The organism is Pseudomonas sp. CH61 (genome assembly GCF_059429415.1).
Map to the genome: position 1 here is coordinate 2,692,439 of NZ_CM182098.1, position 19,966 is coordinate 2,712,404.

Genomic DNA, 19,966 nt, shown 5'->3' on the forward strand with positions numbered 1-19,966 from the left:
ATGGACCTGCACCGTTATCTCGCCCGGCGTCCGGCGGATTATCCGCACACCGTAGCGCTCGGCAATTGCCTGCGAGCGCTGGTCGAAGCCGGGCTGGATCGTTTGCCGTTGCCGGGCAGTGGCCACACGCTGGAACGTTTTCAGCAATTGGCGGAAGTCGGCGGGCATGATCTCGGTTTGTGCAAGCTGTTCGAAGGCCACACCGACGCACTGGCGATCATCGAGCAACTGGGCGGTTCGCCGACACCGGGCAGCACCTGGGGCATGTGGGCAGCGGAACCGCCGCAAGCGCGGGTCAAGATCAGCCCGGCCGGGCACATGGTCGCGTTGCACGGGCGCAAGGCTTGGTGCTCCGGGGCCGCTGTGCTCAGCCATGCCTTGCTCACCGCGTGGGATGCCGATGATCAGCAACAATTGGTCGCCGTTGCCCTCGACCAACCGGGCGTGACTGTCACCGAGCAAGGCTGGCAAGCGGTCGGCATGGCCGCCACCGGTAGCGTCGAGGTGCTGTTCGACGGCGCCGAAGCGCAGGCCATCGGCAACCCCGGCGACTATCTGCAACGACCCGGTTTCTGGCAGGGCGGGATCGGTATTGCCGCGTGCTGGTACGGCGCCGCGCGGCAAATCGCCGAAGCGTTGCGCGCGCAGTGTGGACAACGCCCGGAACCGCACGCCCTCGCCCATCTCGGCGCGGTCGACAGCGCGTTGCAGGCGGCCGCCGATGTGCTGCGGTTCAGCGCGCTGCACATCGATGCCCATCCCGAGGACGACGCCGAGTTGCTCGCCCGTCGGGCCCGCGCGGTGGTCGAACAGTCGGCCGAACAGGTGATGCGTGAAGTCGGTCGCGCCCTCGGCGCCGGGCCGTTTTGCAAGGATCGGCACTTTGCCCGGCTCAGCGCCGATCTGCCGGTGTTCTTGCGCCAGAGTCATGCCGAACGCGATCTGGCTGCGCTCGGTCAGTTGATTGCCGAACAAAGCGGCGAGGCATGGACGTTATGAAAACCAACCCGATTGTCGGCCAGGGCACGAGCCTGCATCAATGGCAGGCTTCGCGGCATCTGGCGGAACTGGACAGCATCGACATCCTCAGCCTGGTGCCACCGGGTGCGCGGGCGGTGATTGTTGCGCCGCACCCGGACGACGAAGTGCTGGGGTGTGGCGGCCTGCTGCAATTGCTCGCCGAGGCCGGTCGGCCTCTGCAACTGATTTCTGTGACCGACGGCAGCGCCAGCCACCCCGGTTCCAGTCGTTGGCCGGTCGAACGTCTGAGCGTGGTGCGCCCACAGGAATCTGCCGAAGCGCTGCGCCGACTTGGTTTGCCGATGCATCGGGTGAAGTGGCTGCGCGGCGGTTTTACCGACACGCAGGTCGCGGCTCAGGAAGCCGAGCTGGTCGATTTCATCGCGCGTCATCTGCGTCCCGACGACGTGCTCTTCACCACCTGGAGCGAGGACGGCCATTGCGACCACGAAGCCGTCGGCCGCGCCAGTGCCGAAGCTGCGCGTCGGGTCGGTGCGAGCTGCCACGAACTGCCGGTATGGACGTGGCACTGGGCAACCCCGGAAGACGCTTTCGTACCGTGGCAACGGGCACGCAAGATTCTCCTGACGCCGGCGCAAGTCGCACGCAAGCGCCACGCGGTGTACGCCTTCGCCAGTCAACTGGAGGGCGATCCTGACGCCGGACTCGGCCCGGTGCTCGCGCCCTATGTGCTCGATCGCCTGCTGCAGCCTTTCGAAGTGGTGTTTCTATGAGTGTCGAAGATCGCTATTTCGATGGCCTGTTTGCCGGCAACGACGACCCCTGGGCCTTCCGCGAGCGCTGGTACGAGCAGCGCAAACGCGCAATCACCCTCGCCGCCCTGCCGCGTCCGCGCTATCGGGCAATCTTCGAACCGGGCTGCGCCAACGGCGAGTTGAGCGCCGAACTCGCCGGTCGTTGTGATCGGTTGTTGTGCTGCGACACCGCCAGTGCGGCGGTTACGTTGGCGCGCACCCGTTTGAGCCTGTTCGATCACGCCGAAGTGCGGCAAAACCGTCTTCCCGGCGACTGGCCGGAGGAAAAATTCGACCTGATCGTATTTAGCGAGATCGGCTACTACCTCGATGGTGAAGATCTGACAGACGTGATCCGTCGGGCCAGTGATTGCCTGACTGCCGACGGCCAGTTCCTCGCCTGTCACTGGCGTCCGCCCATCGACGGCTGCCCGCTGAATGCGCGGCAGGTGCACGACCTGATCCACGAAAAACTGCATCTGCCACGGCTGGTTTTGCATCAGGAAGCGGACTTCATTCTTGAGGTGTGGAGCCGCGAACCGCGCTCGGTGGCGGCACTGGAGGGCTTGCGATGATCGGCATTCTGATCCCGGCGCACAACGAGGAAGACTTGCTTGACGAATGCCTGAGCGCGGCCGTGCGCGCCAGCCGGCACGGCTTGCTGGCCGGCGAGCGCGTCGAAGTGCTGGTGGTGCTCGACAGTTGCACCGACCGCTCGGCGCAGATCGTCAGTCGCTATCCGGTGCTGAGCCTGCACATCGACGCGCGCAATGTCGGCCAGGCGCGTGCGGCCGGCGCACAGTTGTTACTGGAGCGTGGTGCGCGCTGGATCTCCTGTTCGGACGCCGACAGCCGCGTCGCCGACGACTGGCTGGTGGCGCAGCTGGGCTTGGGTGCGGACGCCGTCTGCGGTACCGTCACCGTCGAGCGCTGGCACGAGTCGTTCGATGCAGCGGCGCAAATCCGCTACCACCGGCATTACCGGGCCTGCGATGGCCATCGGCACATTCACGGCGCCAATCTGGGCATCAGCGCCGACGCCTATCGCTGGGCCGGGGGCTTTAAACCGCTGGCGTGCGACGAAGATGTGCAGTTGGTGCGGCAGCTGGAGCGGGATGGCGCCAATATCGCCTGGAGTCATCGCCCGCAAGTGCTCACCAGCGCTCGCTTCGACAGCCGTGCGCGCGGTGGCTTTGGTGACTATCTGCGAAATCTGGCACAGATGGAGCAAAAAAAAGCGGATCAGATTGATCTGTGACGCGACGAACTTCGCTTCATGAGCAATACTCTGCTGCGCGGCAATCCAAGGTTCGGAGCGTCGCAAGGCATTCAACCAGCCTTCACGGGTCGGTAGCGTTGGGCAATTACTGTCATGCGCGCGACTGAGGGCGAGACAACACAAGGACGTCATATCATGAAACCGTTATCCCTCAGTGACAGCAGTTCGTCAGCGCAAATCTGGAACAGCGCCGCGCAACTGGACAATATTCCCGTGATCAATACCCGCAGTCTGGTGCCCGACGGTGCCCGCGCCGTGGTCATCGCGCCGCATCCCGGCGATGAAGTGGTCACCTGCGGCGGCCTGCTGCAATTACTTTCCAGCCTCGGTCATCCGCTGCAACTGCTCTCGATCACCGATGGCAGCGCCAGCCATCCGGGTTCGCGGCAATGGTCGGAAAAGCGCCTGAGCGTATTCCGCCCGCAGGAAAGCGTCGAAGCCCTGCGCCGCCTCGGCCTGCCGATGCACAGCCTGAAATGGGTGCGTGGCGGCTTCACCGACAACGCCCTGTGCGACCAGCAAGCGCAAGTGACCGAATTCATCAGCCGCTACCTGCGCCCCGGCGACGTGGTGTTCAGCACCTGGCGCGGCGATGGCAACGACGACCACGAAGCGGTGGGCCGGGCCAGTGCGCAAGCGGCGGAACAGGCTGGCGCGACCTTCCATGATGTACCGGTGTGGGCCTGGCATTGGCCCGAGCGCGACCAGCAACTGATCCCCTGGGAACGCGCGCGCAAACTGCGCCTCGACACCTGGACCGTGGCGCGCAAAAGCCACGCCACCCACGCCTATGCCAGCCAGCTCAAGGGCGAACCGGCGATCGGCATTGCGCCGATGCTGCCGCCGGTGCTTCTCGAAAGAATGCGTTTGCCCTACGAAATCGTCTTCGTCTGACGCCGTTTCGGGTGGGAGCGAGCCTGCTCGCGAAAGCGGTGGTTCTACCAACTCATGTATTGGATCTGCCGACGCCTTCGCGAGCAGGCTCGCTCCCACAGGAATCGGGTTGTCATCAGCCATGATTTGCAAGGAACTGCCGCCCCTCGCCATCAGTCGCATGAATAAGCGGCCCGCAATCCAGAGGAGTAACCGTGTCCAGCGATCCCAAGCGTCATGTTGTCGACGCGCCCGTCATTCATCGTCTCCGGGTGTTGACGGTCAACACCCACAAAGGCTTCACCGCGCTCAACCGGCGCTTCATCCTGCCGGAACTGCGTGAAGCGGTGCGCAGCACCTCGGCCGACCTGGTGTTTCTCCAGGAAGTGGTGGGTGAACACGAGCGACATTCGAATCGTTACAACGAATGGCCGCAAACCTCGCAATACGAATTTCTCGCCGACAGCATGTGGAGCGACTTCGCCTACGGACGTAACGCCGTTTACCCCGACGGTCACCACGGCAATGCGCTGCTGTCGAAATACCCGATTCGTGAATACCGCAACCTCGACGTCTCGATCACCGGCCCCGAACGCCGTGGTCTGCTGCACTGTGTGCTGGACGTGCCGGGGCATGCCGAAGTGCATGCGATCTGCGTGCATTTGAGTCTGCTCGAAAGCCATCGGCAATTGCAGCTACAGCTGCTCTGCCAGTTGCTCGAATCCCTGCCCGACGACGCCCCGGTGATTATCGCTGGCGATTTCAATGACTGGCAGTTGCAGGGCAATGTCGCCCTCGCCCGGCGCGACTATTTGCACGAAGCCTTCGAGCGTCACCACGGGCGGCCGGCCAAGACTTACCCGGCGCGTTTTCCGTTACTGCGACTGGACCGGATCTACCTGCGCAATGCCAGCAGCCATGACCCGCAGATCCTCGGCAACAAGCCGTGGACACATCTGTCGGATCATCTGCCACTGGCCGTCGAAGTGCACCTGTAGCCGCAATAGTGACAGTAATGCAGGACGCGATGGATCAACTCATTCGGCGGTTCAACGTTACCGACAGACCATCTGTCGGTAACTGAACGCCTCTGAGTCGGGGCTTTCGCTGCGTTTATCCATGCAAACAACCACTTAGTTATGTGCAGAAAAACAAACGCTTGCAAAGCCTGTTTTGCTACTACCGCTCATCGTTCAATTTCTTGACGGGCACGCTCGACTCTTCTTATCTCTACCTTACTACCCCCGGAATCACCTACCCGGGACGAGCCTTCGGACACTCGCGAAATCGAGCGGTTACGGTTCGCCCCGCTCCATTCGGTCGCCCCTCGTTCGGGGTAGGAGAGACGCCACATAGAGAGAATGCATGCGCCTGCAAGGTAGACCTCCATGAAAATTTCCATCACCCCACACGAGATCAAAATCACTTTCTGCACAGTGTCGAGTTCTATCTTGCTGTGCTCATCCATGGAGGCGCAGGCCGGTCCTGCGGCGGATGAAACCACCCCGTGGTATCGCGCGGATGTGCCGGTCATGACACTGCCCGTCACCGTCATTACCCCCGGCCCGCAACGCTTGAGCCCTCGCCCGGACTTGCAGGGGGCGAACCTGATCACTGAAGACCTCGCCCCGTCAGCCTGGGATGAGTTGTACGGCAGAAGTGCGCGTCAGGCACAAACCGATGTGCTGTCGTCGGGTTACGCAACACCCGGCAGCGGCGACTTCAAAGGGCCAGCCGTACTGACTCTGCAAAGTGGCAGCCATACCCAGACCATCGGCCTGATCGGCGGCGTCAACCAGATTCAAGCCAATGGCAACGGCGTGCTCACCAGTCGCGCTTTGGCCGATCCGAACAGTGACACCCTCAATCTGCAAGGCCAGAGCCTCGGTGCCTACTACAGCCTCAGCGGTGGCCAAGGCTGGCACGTTGATCTGTCGGCCAGCGGTGGTCGGGTCAGTGGTTTCAGTCGCAACGGCCAAGGCGCCCGCCAAGCCACCGAAGGCAGTGCCATGACCTTCTCGGTCGAAGGCGGCTTCCCGATTGGCCTGAGTGAAAACTGGGTGGTCGAACCGCAGGCGCAATTGATCAATCAGCGCATCACCCTCGACACGCCCTACGCCGGTTCGGGCAATGCCTCTTCCTCCGATCTGACGGCGTGGAGCGGCCGCGTCGGTGCACGTTTGAAAGGCAGTTACGATTTGAATGGCTTGCCGGTCGAACCCTATGTGCGCACCAACCTGTGGCACACCGTTTACACCGGCAATACCGTGACACTGGATCAGGTCGACAAGATCAGCAGCAGCCGCAAGTCATCCACCGTCGAGTTGGGATTGGGCCTGGTGGCACGGGTGACGCCGGCGGTGAGTCTGTATGTCAGTGCCGATTACAGCAGTGATGTCGATGACAATGATTTGAACGGGATCATTGGCAGCCTTGGGGTGCGGATGCGTTGGTAGCGTTTGGCTTGGCGGCGATAGTGTTTGTGCTGACGCCATCGCGAGCAGGCTCACTCCTACAAGGGGAACGCATTCCAAATGTAGGAGTGAGCCTGCTCGCGATGGCAGCAACTCGGTACTGGATCAGCCTTCCGGTTTAAGGATCAACACCGCCAACGGCGGCAGGTTCAGCTCCAGCGACAACGACTGGCCATGGCTCGGCACTTCCTCGGTAAACGCCCCGCCGCCATTGCCGTAATTGGAACCGGCATAGGTGTCGGCATCGCTGTTGAGCAATTCAGTCCAGCGCCCGGCAAACGGCACACCGACGCGATAAGCCTGACGCGGCACCGGCGTGAAGTTGGCCACCACCAGCACCGGTTTGCCGTCCTTGCTCCAACGCAGCCAGGCATAAACGCTGTTGATCGCATCGTCGCCGATCAACCACTGGAAACCCTGCGGCGCGTCGTCCTGATCGTGCAGCGCCGGTTCTTCGCGATACAACCGATTGAGGTCGCCGACCAGTTTCTGCACGCCTTTGTGCTCGGAGTATTGCAGCAGATACCAATCCAGCTGTTGATCGTGATTCCACTCGCGCCACTGGCCAAACTCGCAGCCCATGAACAACAGTTTTTTGCCCGGATGCGTCCACATGAAACTCAGATAGGCGCGCAAGTTGGCGAATTTCTGCCAGCGATCGCCGGGCATCTTGTCGATCAGCGAGTGCTTGCCGTGCACCACTTCGTCGTGGGAGATCGGCAGGATGAAACGCTCGGACCAGGCGTAGACCAGGCCAAAACTCAACTCGTTGTGATGATGCGCGCGGTACACCGGGTCCTGCTGGATGTAATGCAGCGAATCGTGCATCCAGCCCATGTTCCATTTGTAGGCGAAACCCAGACCGCCCTGCTGCGTACTTTGGCTGACACCCGGCCACGCGGTGGATTCTTCAGCGATGACCAGCGCACCCGGCGCTTCCAGTTCAACCACGTCGTTCAAGTGCCGGAGGAAGTCGATGGCTTCCAGATTCTCCCGTCCGCCATGACGGTTCGGTACCCATTCCCCGGCCTTGCGCGAATAGTCGCGATAGAGCATCGAAGCCACCGCATCGACGCGCAAACCGTCGACATGGAAATGCTTCAACCAGTGCAACCCGGAAGCCAGCATGTAGCCATGCACCTCGGTGCGCCCGAGGTTGTAGATCAGCGTGTCCCAGTCCTGGTGGAAGCCTTCCAGCGGGTTGCCGTATTCGTACAGTGCGGTGCCGTCGAATTGCGCCAGACCGTGGGTATCGGTGGGGAAATGCGCCGGCACCCAGTCGAGAATCACGCCGATCTCGGCCCGGTGGCAGGCGTCGACAAATTCGGCAAACTGCGCCGGCGAGCCATAGCGCGCGCTCGGTGCAAATTGCGACAGCAACTGATAACCCCATGAACCACCAAACGGGTGTTCCATGATCGGCATCAGTTCGATGTGGGTGAAACCCAGTTCTTTCACATACGGAATCAGCCGCTCGGCCAGTTCCGGCCAGGTGTACTGGCGCGCCACTTCGCCGAGATCATCCAGCTCGCATTGCCAGGAACCTGCGTGCAGTTCGTAGATCGACAGCGGCGCCGAATGCTTGTGACGGTCACGGCGGCTGCTCATCCAGTCCTGATCCTGCCAGTCGATTTGCAACGGCTCAGCGACTTTCGACGCGGTGTCCGGCGGCAGGCTGGTAGCCAGCGCCATCGGGTCGGCCTTGAGCGGCAGAATCCCGTGGGCACCGAGAATCTCGTATTTGTACAACTCCCCCGCTTGCAAGCGCGGAATGAACAACTCCCAGACCCCGGACGGATGACGCAAACGCATTGGATGCCGGCGACCGTCCCAGACGTTGAAATCCCCCACCACTGACACGCGTCGGGCATTCGGCGCCCACACGGCGAAACGCACGCCGTCGACGCCATCCACGGTTTTCAGTTGGGCGCCGAGGCACGCACTGAGGTCGCGGTGATTGCCCTCGGCGAACAGATACAAATCCATTTCACCGAGCAGTTGACCGAAGCTATACGGGTCTTCGGCGACTTGCTCGCCGCCGGCCCAGCGCGTGCGCAACTGGTACGGCCGCGCCTGATCGAAATGGCCGACAAACAGCCCCGGTGTTTCGGTCTGTTCCAGTGGACCGCGTTCTTCGCCGCTGTCCTTGTCCAGCACCACGACACTCAACGCACCGGGTAGATAGGCGCGAATGAACTGCCCGCCAGCGCCATCGCCGTGCGGGCCAAGAATGGAAAAAGGGTCGTGATGTTCAGCGCGGACCAAGGCATCGATATCTTTCGCCGAGGGCAGCAGTGCTTCTTTGACCTGACCCTGTTCCTTGTTTGAGAAACTCATGACTACTCTCCACCAAGATCGGAAAAGGGTTTAAGCCCCGTCAATAACCCGTACAAACCGTGCAACGGCACGGGCAGCCACGTGGGGCGATTTTCGGCTTCATAGGCCACTTCATAGGCCGCCTTCTCCAGGCCGAACAGCGCCAGTGCTGCGTCGGCACCTTCAGGATCTTGCCAAGCATGATCAAGACTAGCTGCCGCACGGCGATATGCCTGAACAAATGCCTCACGGGCCTCACGCAGATAACGCTCGGCGACCAGACGCCGCGCGGTTTCAGACTCAGCGCTGTGGTCAACGTTGTGAACGTTGATGGTCATCGCTGCCGCATAATCGAACGAGCGCAGCACCCCGCTGACGTCTTTGTACGGGCTGTGTTTGCCACGCCGCTCACTCAATGGCCGCGCCGGTTCGCCCTCGAAGTCGATCAGATAGGCATCGCCCTTGATCACCAGCACCTGGCCCAAATGCAGATCGCCATGGACGCGAATGCGCAAACCGCCGACGGCTTTCTTCGCCAGCTCCTGCACATGGGCGAGGATGGTTTTCTTCTCGTCGACCAGACGTTTGACCAGTTTCTGATCCGCTGCGCTGAGTTCGCCCTGATGCTGCTTGAGCAGTTTCAAGGCGTGCTCGACCTGGGCCACAACATCCTTGCCCGTCGCCTGCATGTCCTTGGCCGTCGACACCTGCGGCGCGAAGTCGGCATTGTCGGTTTTCGCGGCGAGCACCTTGTGCATCTCACCCAGACGCTGACCGAGCATGCCGGCAAAATCCTTCAGCTCACCGAGGGCGTTGTAATGCTGTTCCTGCTCGGACATGGCGTCGGCCAGTTCATCGCGCAGCGCCCGTTCGAGGTTGTTCTGCGTCCATTCCCACGCATCGCCCTGATTGCTCAAGTAACCCTGAGCGATCATCAGCAGATTGTCTTCGCCCTTGCCATCGCGGCGGATTACCGAGCCGAGCAGCGGAGAGATATTGGCAAATCCGGCCTCGGTCAGGTAAGCGCTCATCTCCAGTTCCGGGTGTACGCCAGAAGCGACTTTACGTATCAGCTTGAGCACCAGGCTGTTGCCGATCACCACCGAACTGTTCGATTGCTCAGCGGACAGATAACGCACTTCCGATTCGGCACCGAGGCCGAGTTTTTCCAGATGTGGGGTCGGCGCAAAGCGGATTTCACCCTCGGCCGACTCCAGCACCGTGTTGTTCTGCATGCCTTGCAGCACTGCGCGAACAAACGCTTCAAGGCTGAACGCGTCGGTGATCAGGCCGACCTGTCGCACTCGTCTTACACGGGACAGAGCCAATTGCTGCGGCAACGCCGGGCCAACCTGATCTTCGGCAATAAAGCCGAAAGGCAGTTGATAGCGACTGGTCTGCCCAGCGCTGGTGACTTCGATTTCGCTGAGCAGCACCGGATGCTGCGCATCGCCGAAGCGCACGCCATAGGCCAGATGCACCTTGTCGATGGCTGCATCCTTGCCGGCAAACCAGCGGCGATTCTGCAGCCAGCTCGGCAGAATGCTCTGCTCCAGCGTCGTGCGGGACGGCGCTTCGAGCAGTTCTTCCATGCGTTTCTTCAACACCAGCGTGGTGAAGTCCGGCAGGCTCTGCGCCGGTTCCACGTGCCAGCTCGGCATCTGGTTTTCCGCGGCCAGCGCAAACCAGTAGAAACCGTACGGCGCCAGGGTCAGGAGGAAATTCAACTGACCAATCGGCGGGAACGCATTACCGCCAAGCATTTCCACCGGCACCATGCCGACGTAGGCCGACAGGTCCAGTTCCACCGCTTGCGCACTGCGCGAGACGTTGGCCACGCACAGAATGATTTCGTGTTTGCCGTCGACATCGGTGAATTCGCGGGTGTAAGCCAGCACGCGACGGTTGTTCGGCGAGAGCATTTTCAAGGTGCCACGGCCAAAAGCCTTGGATTGTTTGCGCACCGCCAACAGACGGCGCGTCCAGTTCAACAGCGAATGCGGATCGCCGGACTGGGTTTCGACGTTGACCGACAGATAGCCGTACTGCGGGTCCATGATCGGCGGCAGTACCAGACTCGCCGGGTCGGCGCGGGAAAAGCCGCCGTTGCGGTCGATCGACCATTGCATCGGCGTACGCACGCCATCGCGGTCGCCAAGATAAATGTTGTCGCCCATGCCGATTTCATCGCCGTAATACAACGTCGGCGTGCCGGGCATCGACAGCAGCAGGCTGTTGAGCAATTCGATGCGGCGGCGGTCGCGCTCCATCAATGGCGCCAGACGCCGACGAATACCGAGGTTGATCCGCGCACGGCGGTCAGCGGCGTAGTAATTCCACAGGTAGTCACGTTCCTTGTCGGTGACCATCTCCAGCGTCAGTTCATCGTGGTTGCGCAGGAAAATCGCCCACTGGCAGTTGGCAGGAATTTCCGGGGTCTGGCGCAAAATGTCGGTGATCGGGAAGCGATCTTCCTGGGCCAGCGCCATGTACATGCGCGGCATCAGCGGAAAGTGAAAGGCCATGTGGCATTCATCACCGTTAAGGCCCGCGGCATCGGTATCACCGAAGTACAGCTGGGTGTCTTCCGGCCATTGGTTGGCCTCGGCGAGCAGCATGCGATCGGGGTAATTGGCGTCGATTTCCGCACGGATCTGCTTGAGAACGTCGTGGGTCTCGGGCAGGTTTTCGTTGTTGGTGCCGTCGCGCTCGATCAGGTAAGGAATGGCGTCGAGGCGCAGACCATCGATGCCCATGTCCAGCCAGTAGCGCATCACCGAGAGCACGGCTTTCATCACTTGCGGATTGTCGAAATTCAGGTCCGGCTGGTGCGAATAGAAGCGGTGCCAGAAATACTGGCCGGCGACCGGGTCCCAGGTCCAGTTGGATTTTTCCGTGTCGAGAAAAATGATCCGCGTACCGTCGTATTTCTGATCGTCATCCGACCACACATAGAAGTCCCGCGCCGCCGAGCCGGGCTTGGCCTTGCGCGCCCGCTGGAACCAAGGGTGCTGGTCCGAGGTGTGATTGATGACCAGCTCGGTGATCACTCGCAAACCGCGTTTGTGCGCCTCGGCGATAAAGCGCTTGGCGTCGGCCATGGTCCCGTAATCGCTGTGCACGCCACGGTATTCGGCGATGTCGTAGCCGTCGTCGCGACGTGGCGAGGGATAGAACGGCAACAGCCAGATAGTGTTGACGCCGAGGTCGGCGATGTAATCGAGTTTGGCGATCAGGCCAGGAAAGTCGCCGATCCCGTCGTTGTTGGAGTCGAAAAACGATTTGACGTGAACTTGATAGATCACCGCGTCCTTGTACCAGAGCGGGTCTTTGATGAAGGTGGCTGCCTTGGGTTTCTTCGCCATGTGAAACTCCTGCTGAATGCTTTAAAAGCGCCCCACGATGATCGTTCCCACGCTCTGCGTGGGAATGCCGCCATGGACGCTCTGCGTCAGTTTCTGGGACGCGGAGCGTCCCGGGATGCATTCCCACGCAGAGCGTGGGAACGATCATTACGTAGCGGTGATTCGCCAGATGCCAAACGGCTGGTACGCCGGGTCCAGGCGCATGAACTGGTATTTGCCGTGCCAGTCCCAGCGATGCCCGTTCATCAAGTCTTCGCCGTGGGTCGTCGCATCGTCGGGCAGGCCCATTTCCCACAGCGGCAGTTCGAAATTCGCCTCCTGCACGTTATGCGGATCGAGGCTGACCGCGACCAGAATGAAGTTGCTGCCGTCAAAACTGCGCTTGCCGAAATACAGAATATTGTCGTTCCACGCGTTATAGATCTTCAGGCCCAGGTGCGTGTGCAGCGCCGGGTTCTGCCGACGAATGCGGTTGAGCTGGGCGATCTCGGCAATGATGTTGCCGGGCGCGGTGAAGTCGCGGACGCGGATCTCGTACTTCTCCGAGTCGAGGTATTCCTCTTTGCCCGGCACCGGCGCCGACTCGCACAGCTCGAACCCCGAATACATGCCCCACAGGCCCGAGCCCATGGTCGCCAGCGCCGCGCGAATCAGAAACCCCGGGCGCCCGGATTCATGCAGGAACGCCGGGTTGATGTCGGGCGTATTGACGAAGAAGTTCGGCCGGTAGCATTCGCGCCACGGCGACTCATTCAGTTCGGCGAAATACGTCGCCAGCTCAGCCTTGCTGTTGCGCCAAGTGAAATAGGTGTAGCTCTGCGTGTAGCCGACCTTGCCCAGCCGCGCCATCATCGCCGGCGTGGTAAAGGCTTCGGCGAGGAAGATCACTTCCGGGTACAGCGCCCGCACATCGGCGATCAGCCATTGCCAGAACGGCAGCGGTTTGGTGTGTGGATTGTCGACGCGGAAGATTTTCACGCCCTCCTCGACCCAGCCAATGACGATGTCACGCAGCTCAATCCAAAGGCTCGGAATCGCGTCCGGCGCATAGAAGTCGACGTTGACGATGTCCTGATATTTCTTCGGTGGGTTTTCGGCGTATTTGATCGTGCCGTCCGGGCGCCAGTTGAACCAGCCCGGATGCTGTTTGAGCCACGGGTGATCCTGGGAACACTGAATGGCGAAATCGAGAGCGATTTCCAGGCCGTGATCGGCAGCAGCGGCGACCAATCGGCGGAAGTCTTCGCGGGTGCCGAGTTGCGAGTGAATCGCCTCGTGCCCGCCCTCCTCGCTGCCAATCGCATAAGGGCTGCCGGGGTCATCCGGACCGGCACTCAGGGAGTTATTGCGGCCCTTGCGATGGGCGCGACCGATCGGGTGGATCGGCGTGAAGTACAGCACGTCGAAACCCATGTCTTGAATCATCGGCAAGCGCGCGTGCACGTCATTGAAGGTGCCGTGACGGTGTGGATCGTCGGTGATCGAACGTGGAAACAATTCATACCAACTGGCGAACTCGGCCAGTTCGCGTTCGACGTCCATGGGGAATTCAGGACTGACGCTCAAGTAGGCGCGGTGATCGGCCTCAGCCATCAATTGCGCACTGCGCGAGTGCAGAAACAGCGCGACCTGCTCGGTTTCGAGCAACCCGGACAATTCGTGGTGCAACGCGGCGAGCTGTTCGCTGAGCTGCCCTTCGCTGCGTTCGGCGGCCTGTTGCACCATGCTCCGGCCTTCCTGCAATTCCAGCGAAACCGGAACAGCAGCGGTGTGTTTCTTCTCCAGTTCATACTGAAAACTGGCGAATTGATCGATCCACGCTTCGATGCAATACAGGAAGCGCCCCTGCTGCTCAGGGCGAAACTGGCCTTGCCAGCCATTGTTGCCCTGATCGGTCATGACCTCGCTTTGCCAGGTTTCTTCGCCTTCCTCACGCCAGCGGATGCGCACGGCGAGTTTGTCGTGACCGTCAGCAAACACTTTGCTGGTAACCACCACTTCACGGCCGGCAATCGACTTCACGGCGAACTGTCCGCCATCGAGCGTCGGCATGGTGTTTTCAATGACAATGCGCGGCAGCAGCAAGGCCTGCGACAGCGGCATGTGCGGGTTGTAGCTTTGCTCAGAGGGTTTTTCAGCAGTCATTGAGCATCTCTCCTTAACGCCCCAAGGACGCTCTTGTGCCGGATCAGTGTTCACAACGAAGCACCTGCCCCGAAATGAACTCACTTAGGTTCCGAGCGACCGGCGCCGGGAAAAGTTCAGATGAAATTACCGTGTCAGAAAAGCGGATCGAATTGCGCGCAGGGTGGTCAATCCACTTAAGCACTTCTTACGCCATGTGCCACACGGAGGTCATCAGATGAACATCCCGATCCCGGCCGAAACGCCTGATCCGAACATCGACAAACCCACCCTGCCCGAGACTGAGCCGCAACCGATCCCCGAGCAGGAACCGCCCGGCACCACACCACCGCCTAAAGAGGAACCGCCGAGCACCATGCCCCCGGTCATCGTCTAACTGATCGTTCCCACGCTCTGCGTGGGAATGCAGCCCGGGACGCTCCGCGTCCCAAAGCGGACGCGGAGCGTCCATTGAGGCATTCCCACGCAGAGCGTGGGAACGATCAACGTGGCAACGATCAGTCAGTGGTCATCAGTCTTCTCCTCTTCTTTTTCGAAGAGCTTCACGATCCGCGGCATCACGCTGAAAATCCCCAGCGCGAGAAAGGTACTGAGCAGCGCCGTGGCTTCCCTGCCAAGGCCGGCCGCGACACCAATGGCCGCGGTCATCCACAGCCCGGCCGCCGTGGTCAGGCCTTTTACGTGGCCTTCATCGCCCTCCTTGTTTTTCAGGATTGTGCCGGCACCAAGAAAGCCGATCCCGGCAATCACCCCTTGCACTACCCGGCTCATCGCGTCGGATTCCGCGCCTGACGTCTGCGGCACCAGCACAAACAGCGCCGCCCCCAGCGCCACCAACATATGCGTGCGCACCCCGGCAGCCTTGCCTTTGTGCTCGCGTTCGAACCCGAGAATGCCGCCCAGAATCGCCGCCATCAGTAGGCGCACGGTAATCCGCGTCAATTGCGAAGCATCGCCGACGTCGGCGAACTCCGCTTGCAGGGTTTCCCACACTTCATGCCACCACGCGTTCATCGTGCAGTCCTTGTTATTGGGTCTATAGAGGATGGACAGCAGCGACCATTAATCAGTTGCGCAGAACGATCCGCGCAGCGTGCGCCCTAATCTTGTAGACCTCCCTGAAAAAAGGACTGCCCCTATGCCTCTTCGAGTCGATGAATCCAACCCCGAGCAAAAAGTGTGTTTTTTCACCGTCGAACATGGCGAGGAAATTCGCATTTGCGACACCCTGGAAGTCATGACGGATAGCGAAAAATCCATGTCATTCGTGGAAATAGAAGGCCGCCGCGTTCACATCAGCGAAAAGGAAGCCGATGCACTGACCGTTGCAGGTGCCAAGGATGGTAGGAAACACCTGAAAGCCGACGAGAGTGATTCGGTGATTTGACTGACCTTGATCAACACCACGCGCAAACGTCTGCGATAGGCGTTTGCGCCTTTACCTACGGGTTGCTTCAAGTTGTCGCAGGCATTGCGCAAAATCACATCTGATCCGCTTTTTATTGAAATACCTGAGTCTGTTATGCAAACAGATCGGCGCTCATAGTGCTCTGGCCTGATGGAGGCTGATGAGCGAATAACCATGAGCGAACAAATCCCCGTCCGAACCGTAGAAGCATCTCCAACTATCAAAAGTGTGCCCGCACGCCCAATGAAGGCGACGGCCAAGTCCAGCGACAACCAGATCCACACCCGCAGCTTCACCGGCCTGTTCCGTACCCTGCGCATGAGCGGCGCGGGTTTTCTGTTCGTGTTGTTTTTCGGCACGGTGTGGCTCAACTGGGGCGGACGTCAGGCGGTGCTCTGGGATCTTTCCGAAAGCAAATTTCACATCTTCGGCGCGACGTTCTGGCCACAGGATTTCATTCTGCTTTCGGCGCTGCTGATCATCGCCGCGTTCGGCCTGTTCGCCATCACCGTGTTTGCCGGCCGGGTCTGGTGCGGCTACACCTGCCCGCAGAGTTCGTGGACATGGATCTTCATGTGGTGCGAGAAGATCACCGAAGGCGAGCGCAACCAGCGGATCAAACTGCAAGCCGCGCCGTGGGGATTGAACAAACTCGCCCGACGCGCCGCCAAGCACACCTTGTGGCTGGCGATCAGCGTGCTGACCGGCCTGACTTTCGTTGGTTATTTCACGCCGATCCGGCCATTGGCCGAAGAACTGCTGACCCTGCAAATCGGCGGTGTCAGTCTGTTCTGGGTGCTGTTCTTCACTGCCGCCACTTACATCAATGCCGGTTGGCTGCGTGAGGCGGTGTGCATGCACATGTGCCCGTATGCGCGGTTCCAGAGCGTGATGTTCGACAAGGACACCCTGGCGATTTCCTACGATGTGGCCCGTGGCGAGAACCGTGGCCCGCGCAAACGCGACGTGAAACCGCTCGAGGCTGGCCTCGGTGATTGCATCGACTGTCAGTTGTGCGTGCAGGTCTGCCCGACCGGCATCGACATCCGCGATGGCTTGCAGATGGAGTGCATCGGTTGTGCCGCGTGTATCGACGCCTGCGATTCGATCATGGACAAAATGAACTACCCGCGCGGTTTGATCCGCTACAGTTCCGAGCGCGAATTGCAGGGCGGCAAGACCCACCTGCTGCGTCCGCGTTTGATCGGCTACAGCGTGGTGCTGGTGGCGATGATTGGCGCGCTGGCATGGGCGCTGGTCGAGCGGCCGATGGTCTCGCTGGACGTGACCAAGGATCGCGGCTTGTTCCGTGAAAACGGTCAGGGCCAGATCGAAAACATCTATAGCCTTAAAGTCATCAACAAGACCCAGCAACGCCAGGACTACAACCTGACACTGGTCGAGGGCGATGGCTTCCAGTTGCAAGGCAAGACCGAGCTGAGCCTGGCCCCGGGTGAGATTGTCGATGTGCCGGTGTCGGTGGCGATGACCACAGAGCGCCCGGCCAGCAGCTCGCAGACCTTGAGCTTCAAGATTGCCGACAGCGATGAGCCTGAGGTTTACAGCGTGGCGAAGAGCAGGTTTGTTGCGCCGATGAATCGTTGAGCCGTTAGAATCTTTTCCCCTCACCCCAGCCCTCTCCCGGGGGTAGAGGGGGCCGACCGAGGTGTCTGTCGCTATACATCGACCTGACAGACCGAGTCGATTATGGATTCACCAAAACACTTTCAGGCCGAGTCGATTATGGATTCACCAAAACACTTTCAGGCCGAGTCGATTATGGATTCGGCAAAGCACTATCAGGTCGAGTCGATTATGGATTCGGCGAAGCACTTTCAGGTCGAGTCGATTATGGATTCGGCGAAGCACTTTCAGGTCGGTGTATTTAGCAAGCATCCCCCAATCAGTCCCCTCTCCCTCTGGGAGAGGGTTAGGGTGAGGGGTAGTTCTCCTGACACACCTCATCATCAACCAGCACCAAGGCTCCTCGATGAAACGCTACGAAAAATTCGCCGACGACATCGCTGAACTGATCCGCTCCGGCGTCCTTGGCCCCGGCCAGCGCGTGCCTTCGGTGCGTTACGCCAGCCAGACCTACGGGGTCAGCCCGTCCACGGTGTTCCAGGCCTATTACCTGCTCGAACGCCGCGGCCTCATCCGCGCGCGGCCGCGCTCCGGCTACTTCGTCAACACCCATGCGCCGAGCCCGTTTTCCGAACCGGTGATCAGCAGCCACGTCAACGACTCGACCGAAGTCGACGTCAGCGAACTGGTGTTCTCGGTCCTGGATTCGATCAAAGACCCGAGCACCATCCCCTTCGGCTCGGCATTCCCCAGCCCGACGCTGTTCCCGCTGCAGCGCCTGTCGCGCTCGCTGGCCAGCGCTGCCCGCGAGATGGACCCGCGCATGGTCGTCACCGACATGTCGCCGGGCAATCCGCAACTGCGCCGGCAAATCGCTCTGCGCTACATGGTCGGCGGCCTGATGCTGCCGATGGAAGAATTGCTGATCACCAACGGCGCCCTCGAAGCGCTGAACCTGTGCCTGCAAGCCGTGACCGAACCCGGCGATCTGGTGGCCATCGAAGCCCCGGCGTTCTACGCCAGCCTGCAAGTACTGGAACGGCTGAAACTCAAAGCCGTGGAAATCCCCGTGCACCCGCGCGACGGCATCGACCTCGGCGTCCTCGCGCAAACCCTCGAACGTCACCCGATCAAAGCCTGTTGGTGCATGACCAGTTTCCAGAACCCGATGGGCGCCACCATGCCCGAGGCGAAGAAACAGGAACTGGTCGAACTGCTGCGTCGCCATCAGGTGCCGCTTATCGAAGATGACGTCTACGCCGAACTCTATTACGGCCAACAGGCACCGAAACCGGCCAAGGCCTTCGACACCGAAGGTCTGGTGATGCACTGCGGCTCGTTCGCCAAGAGCCTGGCCCCCGGTTACCGAATCGGCTGGGTCGCCGCCGGGCGCTATGCGCAGAAAATCGAACGACTGAAACTGATGACCTCACTGTGCGCCTCGATGCCGGCGCAAGCAGCGATTGCCGATTATCTGCAACACGGCGGCTACGATCGACATCTGCGCAAACTGCGCTACGCACTGGAAGAACAGCAGAGCGCGATGTTAGCGGCCATCGCCCGTTACTTCCCGGCGCAGACGCGGGTCAGCCAACCGGCCGGTGGCTACTTCTTGTGGCTGGAACTGCCACCGCAGATGGATTCGCTGAAGTTGTTTCAGATGGCACTGGCGCAAGGCATCAGCATCGCCCCGGGGCCGATTTTCTCGCCGACACAGCGGTTCAGGAATTGTATTCGGTTGAACTATGGCAGCCCTTGGACTGAGGATTCGGAAAAGGCCATGGAGACGTTGGGGCGGATTGTGCGGTCGTTCTGACAGTCCTGTGTTGTCTGGACTATTGCTTTCGCGAGCAGGCTCGCTCCCACCCTGGATTTGTGCAGGACACAGAACCAATGTGGGAGCGAGCCTGCTCGCGAAGAGGACCGACCTGACAGCGAAATGTTCAGGACTTAACGTCCACCACCCAAATCAACAAACGTCCCCGTCGCATAAGAAGCCTTGTCCGACAACAACCAGACAATCGCCTCCGCCACCTCATCCGGCCGCCCGCCACGGGCCATTGGAATTGCCGACTCCAGCTTGCTGACCCGATCCGGATCGCCGCTCAAGGCATGGAAATCGGTATAGATGTAACCCGGGCGCACCGCGTTGACCCGAATCCCTTCGCCGGCCACTTCCTTGGACAAACCGATGGTGAAGGTATCGAGTGCGCCTTTGGAGGCGGCGTAATCAACGTATTCGTTTGGCGAACCAAGACGCGAGGCCACCGACGACACATTGACGATGCTGCCGCCCTGCCCGCCGTGCTTGGGCGACATGCGCAGGATCGCGTGCTTGGCGCAGAGGATCGGCGCCAGGACATTGGTTTTCATGATCTTGAGAATGCGGAATTCGGACATTTCGTCGACTCGCGACTTTTGCCCGACGGTGCCAGCGTTGTTCACCAAAGCGGTGACGCGGCCCAGTTCGCTGTCGACGCGATGGAACAGCGCGATGACTTCGTCTTCGATGCTGACGTCGGCGCGCACGGCGATGGCTTGTGCGCCCAATGCGCGGACTTGCTCCAGCACGCTTTGCGCGGCTTGTTCATCCGACTGATAGTTGATGCAGATCCGATAGCCTTGCTCGGCAGCCAACAACGCCGTAGCGGCGCCAATCCCGCGCCCGCCACCGGTGATCACAATGACTTTATCCATGCTGGCCTTTCCCCCAAATGCACACGTAACAGTCGGGGGGAAGAATAACC

Annotated in this window: 16 protein-coding genes; 11 read left to right on the forward strand and 5 right to left on the reverse strand. The window is 60.6% G+C overall.

Features of this window, described 5'->3' with window-relative positions; genetic code table 11:
• The 7 genes from AC5SEM_RS12000 (at position 1) to AC5SEM_RS12030 (ending at position 6,383) form a co-directional block, all read left to right on the forward strand.
• The gene (locus tag AC5SEM_RS12000; protein ID WP_495473460.1) at positions 1–999 is read left to right on the forward strand and encodes an acyl-CoA dehydrogenase family protein; all 999 of its coding nucleotides are present in this window, start codon (positions 1–3) and stop codon (positions 997–999) included.
• A complete protein-coding gene (locus tag AC5SEM_RS12005) occupies positions 996–1,754 on the forward strand; it encodes a PIG-L deacetylase family protein (protein ID WP_495473461.1) in 759 nt (252 codons plus the stop codon). Before AC5SEM_RS12000 ends, AC5SEM_RS12005 begins: the two co-directional genes overlap by 4 nt.
• Positions 1,751–2,350, forward strand: coding sequence for an SAM-dependent methyltransferase (locus AC5SEM_RS12010; RefSeq protein WP_495473096.1), 600 nt, complete (start codon positions 1,751–1,753; stop codon positions 2,348–2,350). Before AC5SEM_RS12005 ends, AC5SEM_RS12010 begins: the two co-directional genes overlap by 4 nt.
• The gene (locus AC5SEM_RS12015) at positions 2,347–3,033 is read left to right on the forward strand and encodes a glycosyltransferase family 2 protein (RefSeq protein ID WP_495473097.1); all 687 of its coding nucleotides are present in this window, start codon (positions 2,347–2,349) and stop codon (positions 3,031–3,033) included. The genes AC5SEM_RS12010 and AC5SEM_RS12015 overlap by 4 nt, the downstream gene beginning before the upstream one ends.
• A gap of 156 nt (positions 3,034–3,189) precedes the next feature.
• Entirely contained in the window at positions 3,190–3,948 is a 759-nt protein-coding gene (locus AC5SEM_RS12020) for a PIG-L deacetylase family protein (protein ID WP_495473098.1), read from the forward strand.
• Positions 3,949–4,142: 194 nt separating this feature from the next.
• Positions 4,143–4,925 carry an endonuclease/exonuclease/phosphatase family protein gene (locus AC5SEM_RS12025; protein ID WP_495473099.1) on the forward strand — a complete coding sequence of 261 codons (783 nt, stop codon included), beginning with the start codon at positions 4,143–4,145 and terminating at the stop codon, positions 4,923–4,925.
• 390 nt (positions 4,926–5,315) lie between these two features.
• Positions 5,316–6,383 carry an autotransporter domain-containing protein gene (locus AC5SEM_RS12030; protein ID WP_495473100.1) on the forward strand — a complete coding sequence of 356 codons (1,068 nt, stop codon included), beginning with the start codon at positions 5,316–5,318 and terminating at the stop codon, positions 6,381–6,383.
• 123 nt (positions 6,384–6,506) lie between these two features.
• On the opposite strand, the gene glgB is transcribed toward AC5SEM_RS12030, so the two are convergent.
• The 3 genes from glgB to AC5SEM_RS12045 form a co-directional block, all read right to left on the reverse strand.
• On the reverse strand, positions 6,507–8,738 hold the full coding sequence (gene glgB, locus AC5SEM_RS12035) for a 1,4-alpha-glucan branching protein GlgB (protein ID WP_212621948.1): 2,232 nt from the start codon (positions 8,736–8,738) through the stop codon (positions 6,507–6,509).
• 2 nt (positions 8,739–8,740) lie between these two features.
• Complete coding sequence (treS, locus tag AC5SEM_RS12040) at positions 8,741–12,082, reverse strand: maltose alpha-D-glucosyltransferase (protein ID WP_495473101.1); 3,342 nt, start codon at positions 12,080–12,082, stop codon at positions 8,741–8,743.
• A gap of 147 nt (positions 12,083–12,229) precedes the next feature.
• Positions 12,230–14,227: an alpha-1,4-glucan--maltose-1-phosphate maltosyltransferase gene (locus tag AC5SEM_RS12045; protein ID WP_495473102.1), complete on the reverse strand. Its 1,998-nt coding sequence runs from the start codon at positions 14,225–14,227 to the stop codon at positions 12,230–12,232.
• 217 nt (positions 14,228–14,444) lie between these two features.
• Here AC5SEM_RS12045 and AC5SEM_RS12050 point away from each other — a divergent pair, with 217 nt between their 5' ends.
• A complete protein-coding gene (locus tag AC5SEM_RS12050) occupies positions 14,445–14,603 on the forward strand; it encodes a hypothetical protein (RefSeq protein WP_016985118.1) in 159 nt (52 codons plus the stop codon).
• Positions 14,604–14,728: 125 nt separating this feature from the next.
• Here AC5SEM_RS12050 and AC5SEM_RS12055 read toward each other — a convergent pair whose 3' ends face one another.
• A complete protein-coding gene (locus tag AC5SEM_RS12055) occupies positions 14,729–15,241 on the reverse strand; it encodes an MgtC/SapB family protein (protein WP_077572699.1) in 513 nt (170 codons plus the stop codon).
• 124 nt (positions 15,242–15,365) lie between these two features.
• Between AC5SEM_RS12055 and AC5SEM_RS12060 the strand changes: the two genes are divergently transcribed.
• The 3 genes from AC5SEM_RS12060 (at position 15,366) to mapR (ending at position 19,035) form a co-directional block, all read left to right on the forward strand.
• A complete protein-coding gene (locus AC5SEM_RS12060) occupies positions 15,366–15,614 on the forward strand; it encodes a DUF3203 family protein (RefSeq protein WP_495473462.1) in 249 nt (82 codons plus the stop codon).
• A gap of 195 nt (positions 15,615–15,809) precedes the next feature.
• Positions 15,810–17,240 (forward strand): cytochrome c oxidase accessory protein CcoG, encoded by a 1,431-nt coding sequence (gene ccoG / locus AC5SEM_RS12065; protein ID WP_495473103.1) that lies wholly within the window; start codon positions 15,810–15,812, stop codon positions 17,238–17,240.
• Positions 17,241–17,625: 385 nt separating this feature from the next.
• Positions 17,626–19,035, forward strand: a complete 1,410-nt coding sequence (gene mapR / locus AC5SEM_RS12070; protein ID WP_034155962.1) for a GntR family transcriptional regulator MpaR — start codon at positions 17,626–17,628, stop codon at positions 19,033–19,035.
• A gap of 134 nt (positions 19,036–19,169) precedes the next feature.
• Here mapR and AC5SEM_RS12075 read toward each other — a convergent pair whose 3' ends face one another.
• Entirely contained in the window at positions 19,170–19,916 is a 747-nt protein-coding gene (locus AC5SEM_RS12075; protein ID WP_495473104.1) for an SDR family oxidoreductase, read from the reverse strand.
• Between the last annotated feature and the right edge of the window lie 50 nt (positions 19,917–19,966).

What these genes read in the sequence shown, in the direction of transcription:
- AC5SEM_RS12000 (WP_495473460.1), top strand. Translation starts at nt 1, where the DNA reads ATGGACCTGCACCGTTATCTCGCCCGGCGTCCGGCGGATTATCCGCAC.
- AC5SEM_RS12005 (WP_495473461.1), top strand. Translation starts at nt 996, where the DNA reads ATGAAAACCAACCCGATTGTCGGCCAGGGCACGAGCCTGCATCAATGG.
- AC5SEM_RS12010 (WP_495473096.1), top strand. Translation starts at nt 1,751, where the DNA reads ATGAGTGTCGAAGATCGCTATTTCGATGGCCTGTTTGCCGGCAACGAC.
- AC5SEM_RS12015 (WP_495473097.1), top strand. Translation starts at nt 2,347, where the DNA reads ATGATCGGCATTCTGATCCCGGCGCACAACGAGGAAGACTTGCTTGAC.
- AC5SEM_RS12020 (WP_495473098.1), top strand. Translation starts at nt 3,190, where the DNA reads ATGAAACCGTTATCCCTCAGTGACAGCAGTTCGTCAGCGCAAATCTGG.
- AC5SEM_RS12030 (WP_495473100.1), top strand. Translation starts at nt 5,316, where the DNA reads ATGAAAATTTCCATCACCCCACACGAGATCAAAATCACTTTCTGCACA.
- glgB (WP_212621948.1), bottom strand. Translation starts at nt 8,738, where the DNA reads ATGAGTTTCTCAAACAAGGAACAGGGTCAGGTCAAAGAAGCACTGCTG.
- treS (WP_495473101.1), bottom strand. Translation starts at nt 12,082, where the DNA reads ATGGCGAAGAAACCCAAGGCAGCCACCTTCATCAAAGACCCGCTCTGG.
- AC5SEM_RS12045 (WP_495473102.1), bottom strand. Translation starts at nt 14,227, where the DNA reads ATGACTGCTGAAAAACCCTCTGAGCAAAGCTACAACCCGCACATGCCG.
- AC5SEM_RS12050 (WP_016985118.1), top strand. Translation starts at nt 14,445, where the DNA reads ATGAACATCCCGATCCCGGCCGAAACGCCTGATCCGAACATCGACAAA.
- AC5SEM_RS12055 (WP_077572699.1), bottom strand. Translation starts at nt 15,241, where the DNA reads ATGAACGCGTGGTGGCATGAAGTGTGGGAAACCCTGCAAGCGGAGTTC.
- AC5SEM_RS12060 (WP_495473462.1), top strand. Translation starts at nt 15,366, where the DNA reads ATGCCTCTTCGAGTCGATGAATCCAACCCCGAGCAAAAAGTGTGTTTT.
- ccoG (WP_495473103.1), top strand. Translation starts at nt 15,810, where the DNA reads ATGAGCGAACAAATCCCCGTCCGAACCGTAGAAGCATCTCCAACTATC.
- mapR (WP_034155962.1), top strand. Translation starts at nt 17,626, where the DNA reads ATGAAACGCTACGAAAAATTCGCCGACGACATCGCTGAACTGATCCGC.
- AC5SEM_RS12075 (WP_495473104.1), bottom strand. Translation starts at nt 19,916, where the DNA reads ATGGATAAAGTCATTGTGATCACCGGTGGCGGGCGCGGGATTGGCGCC.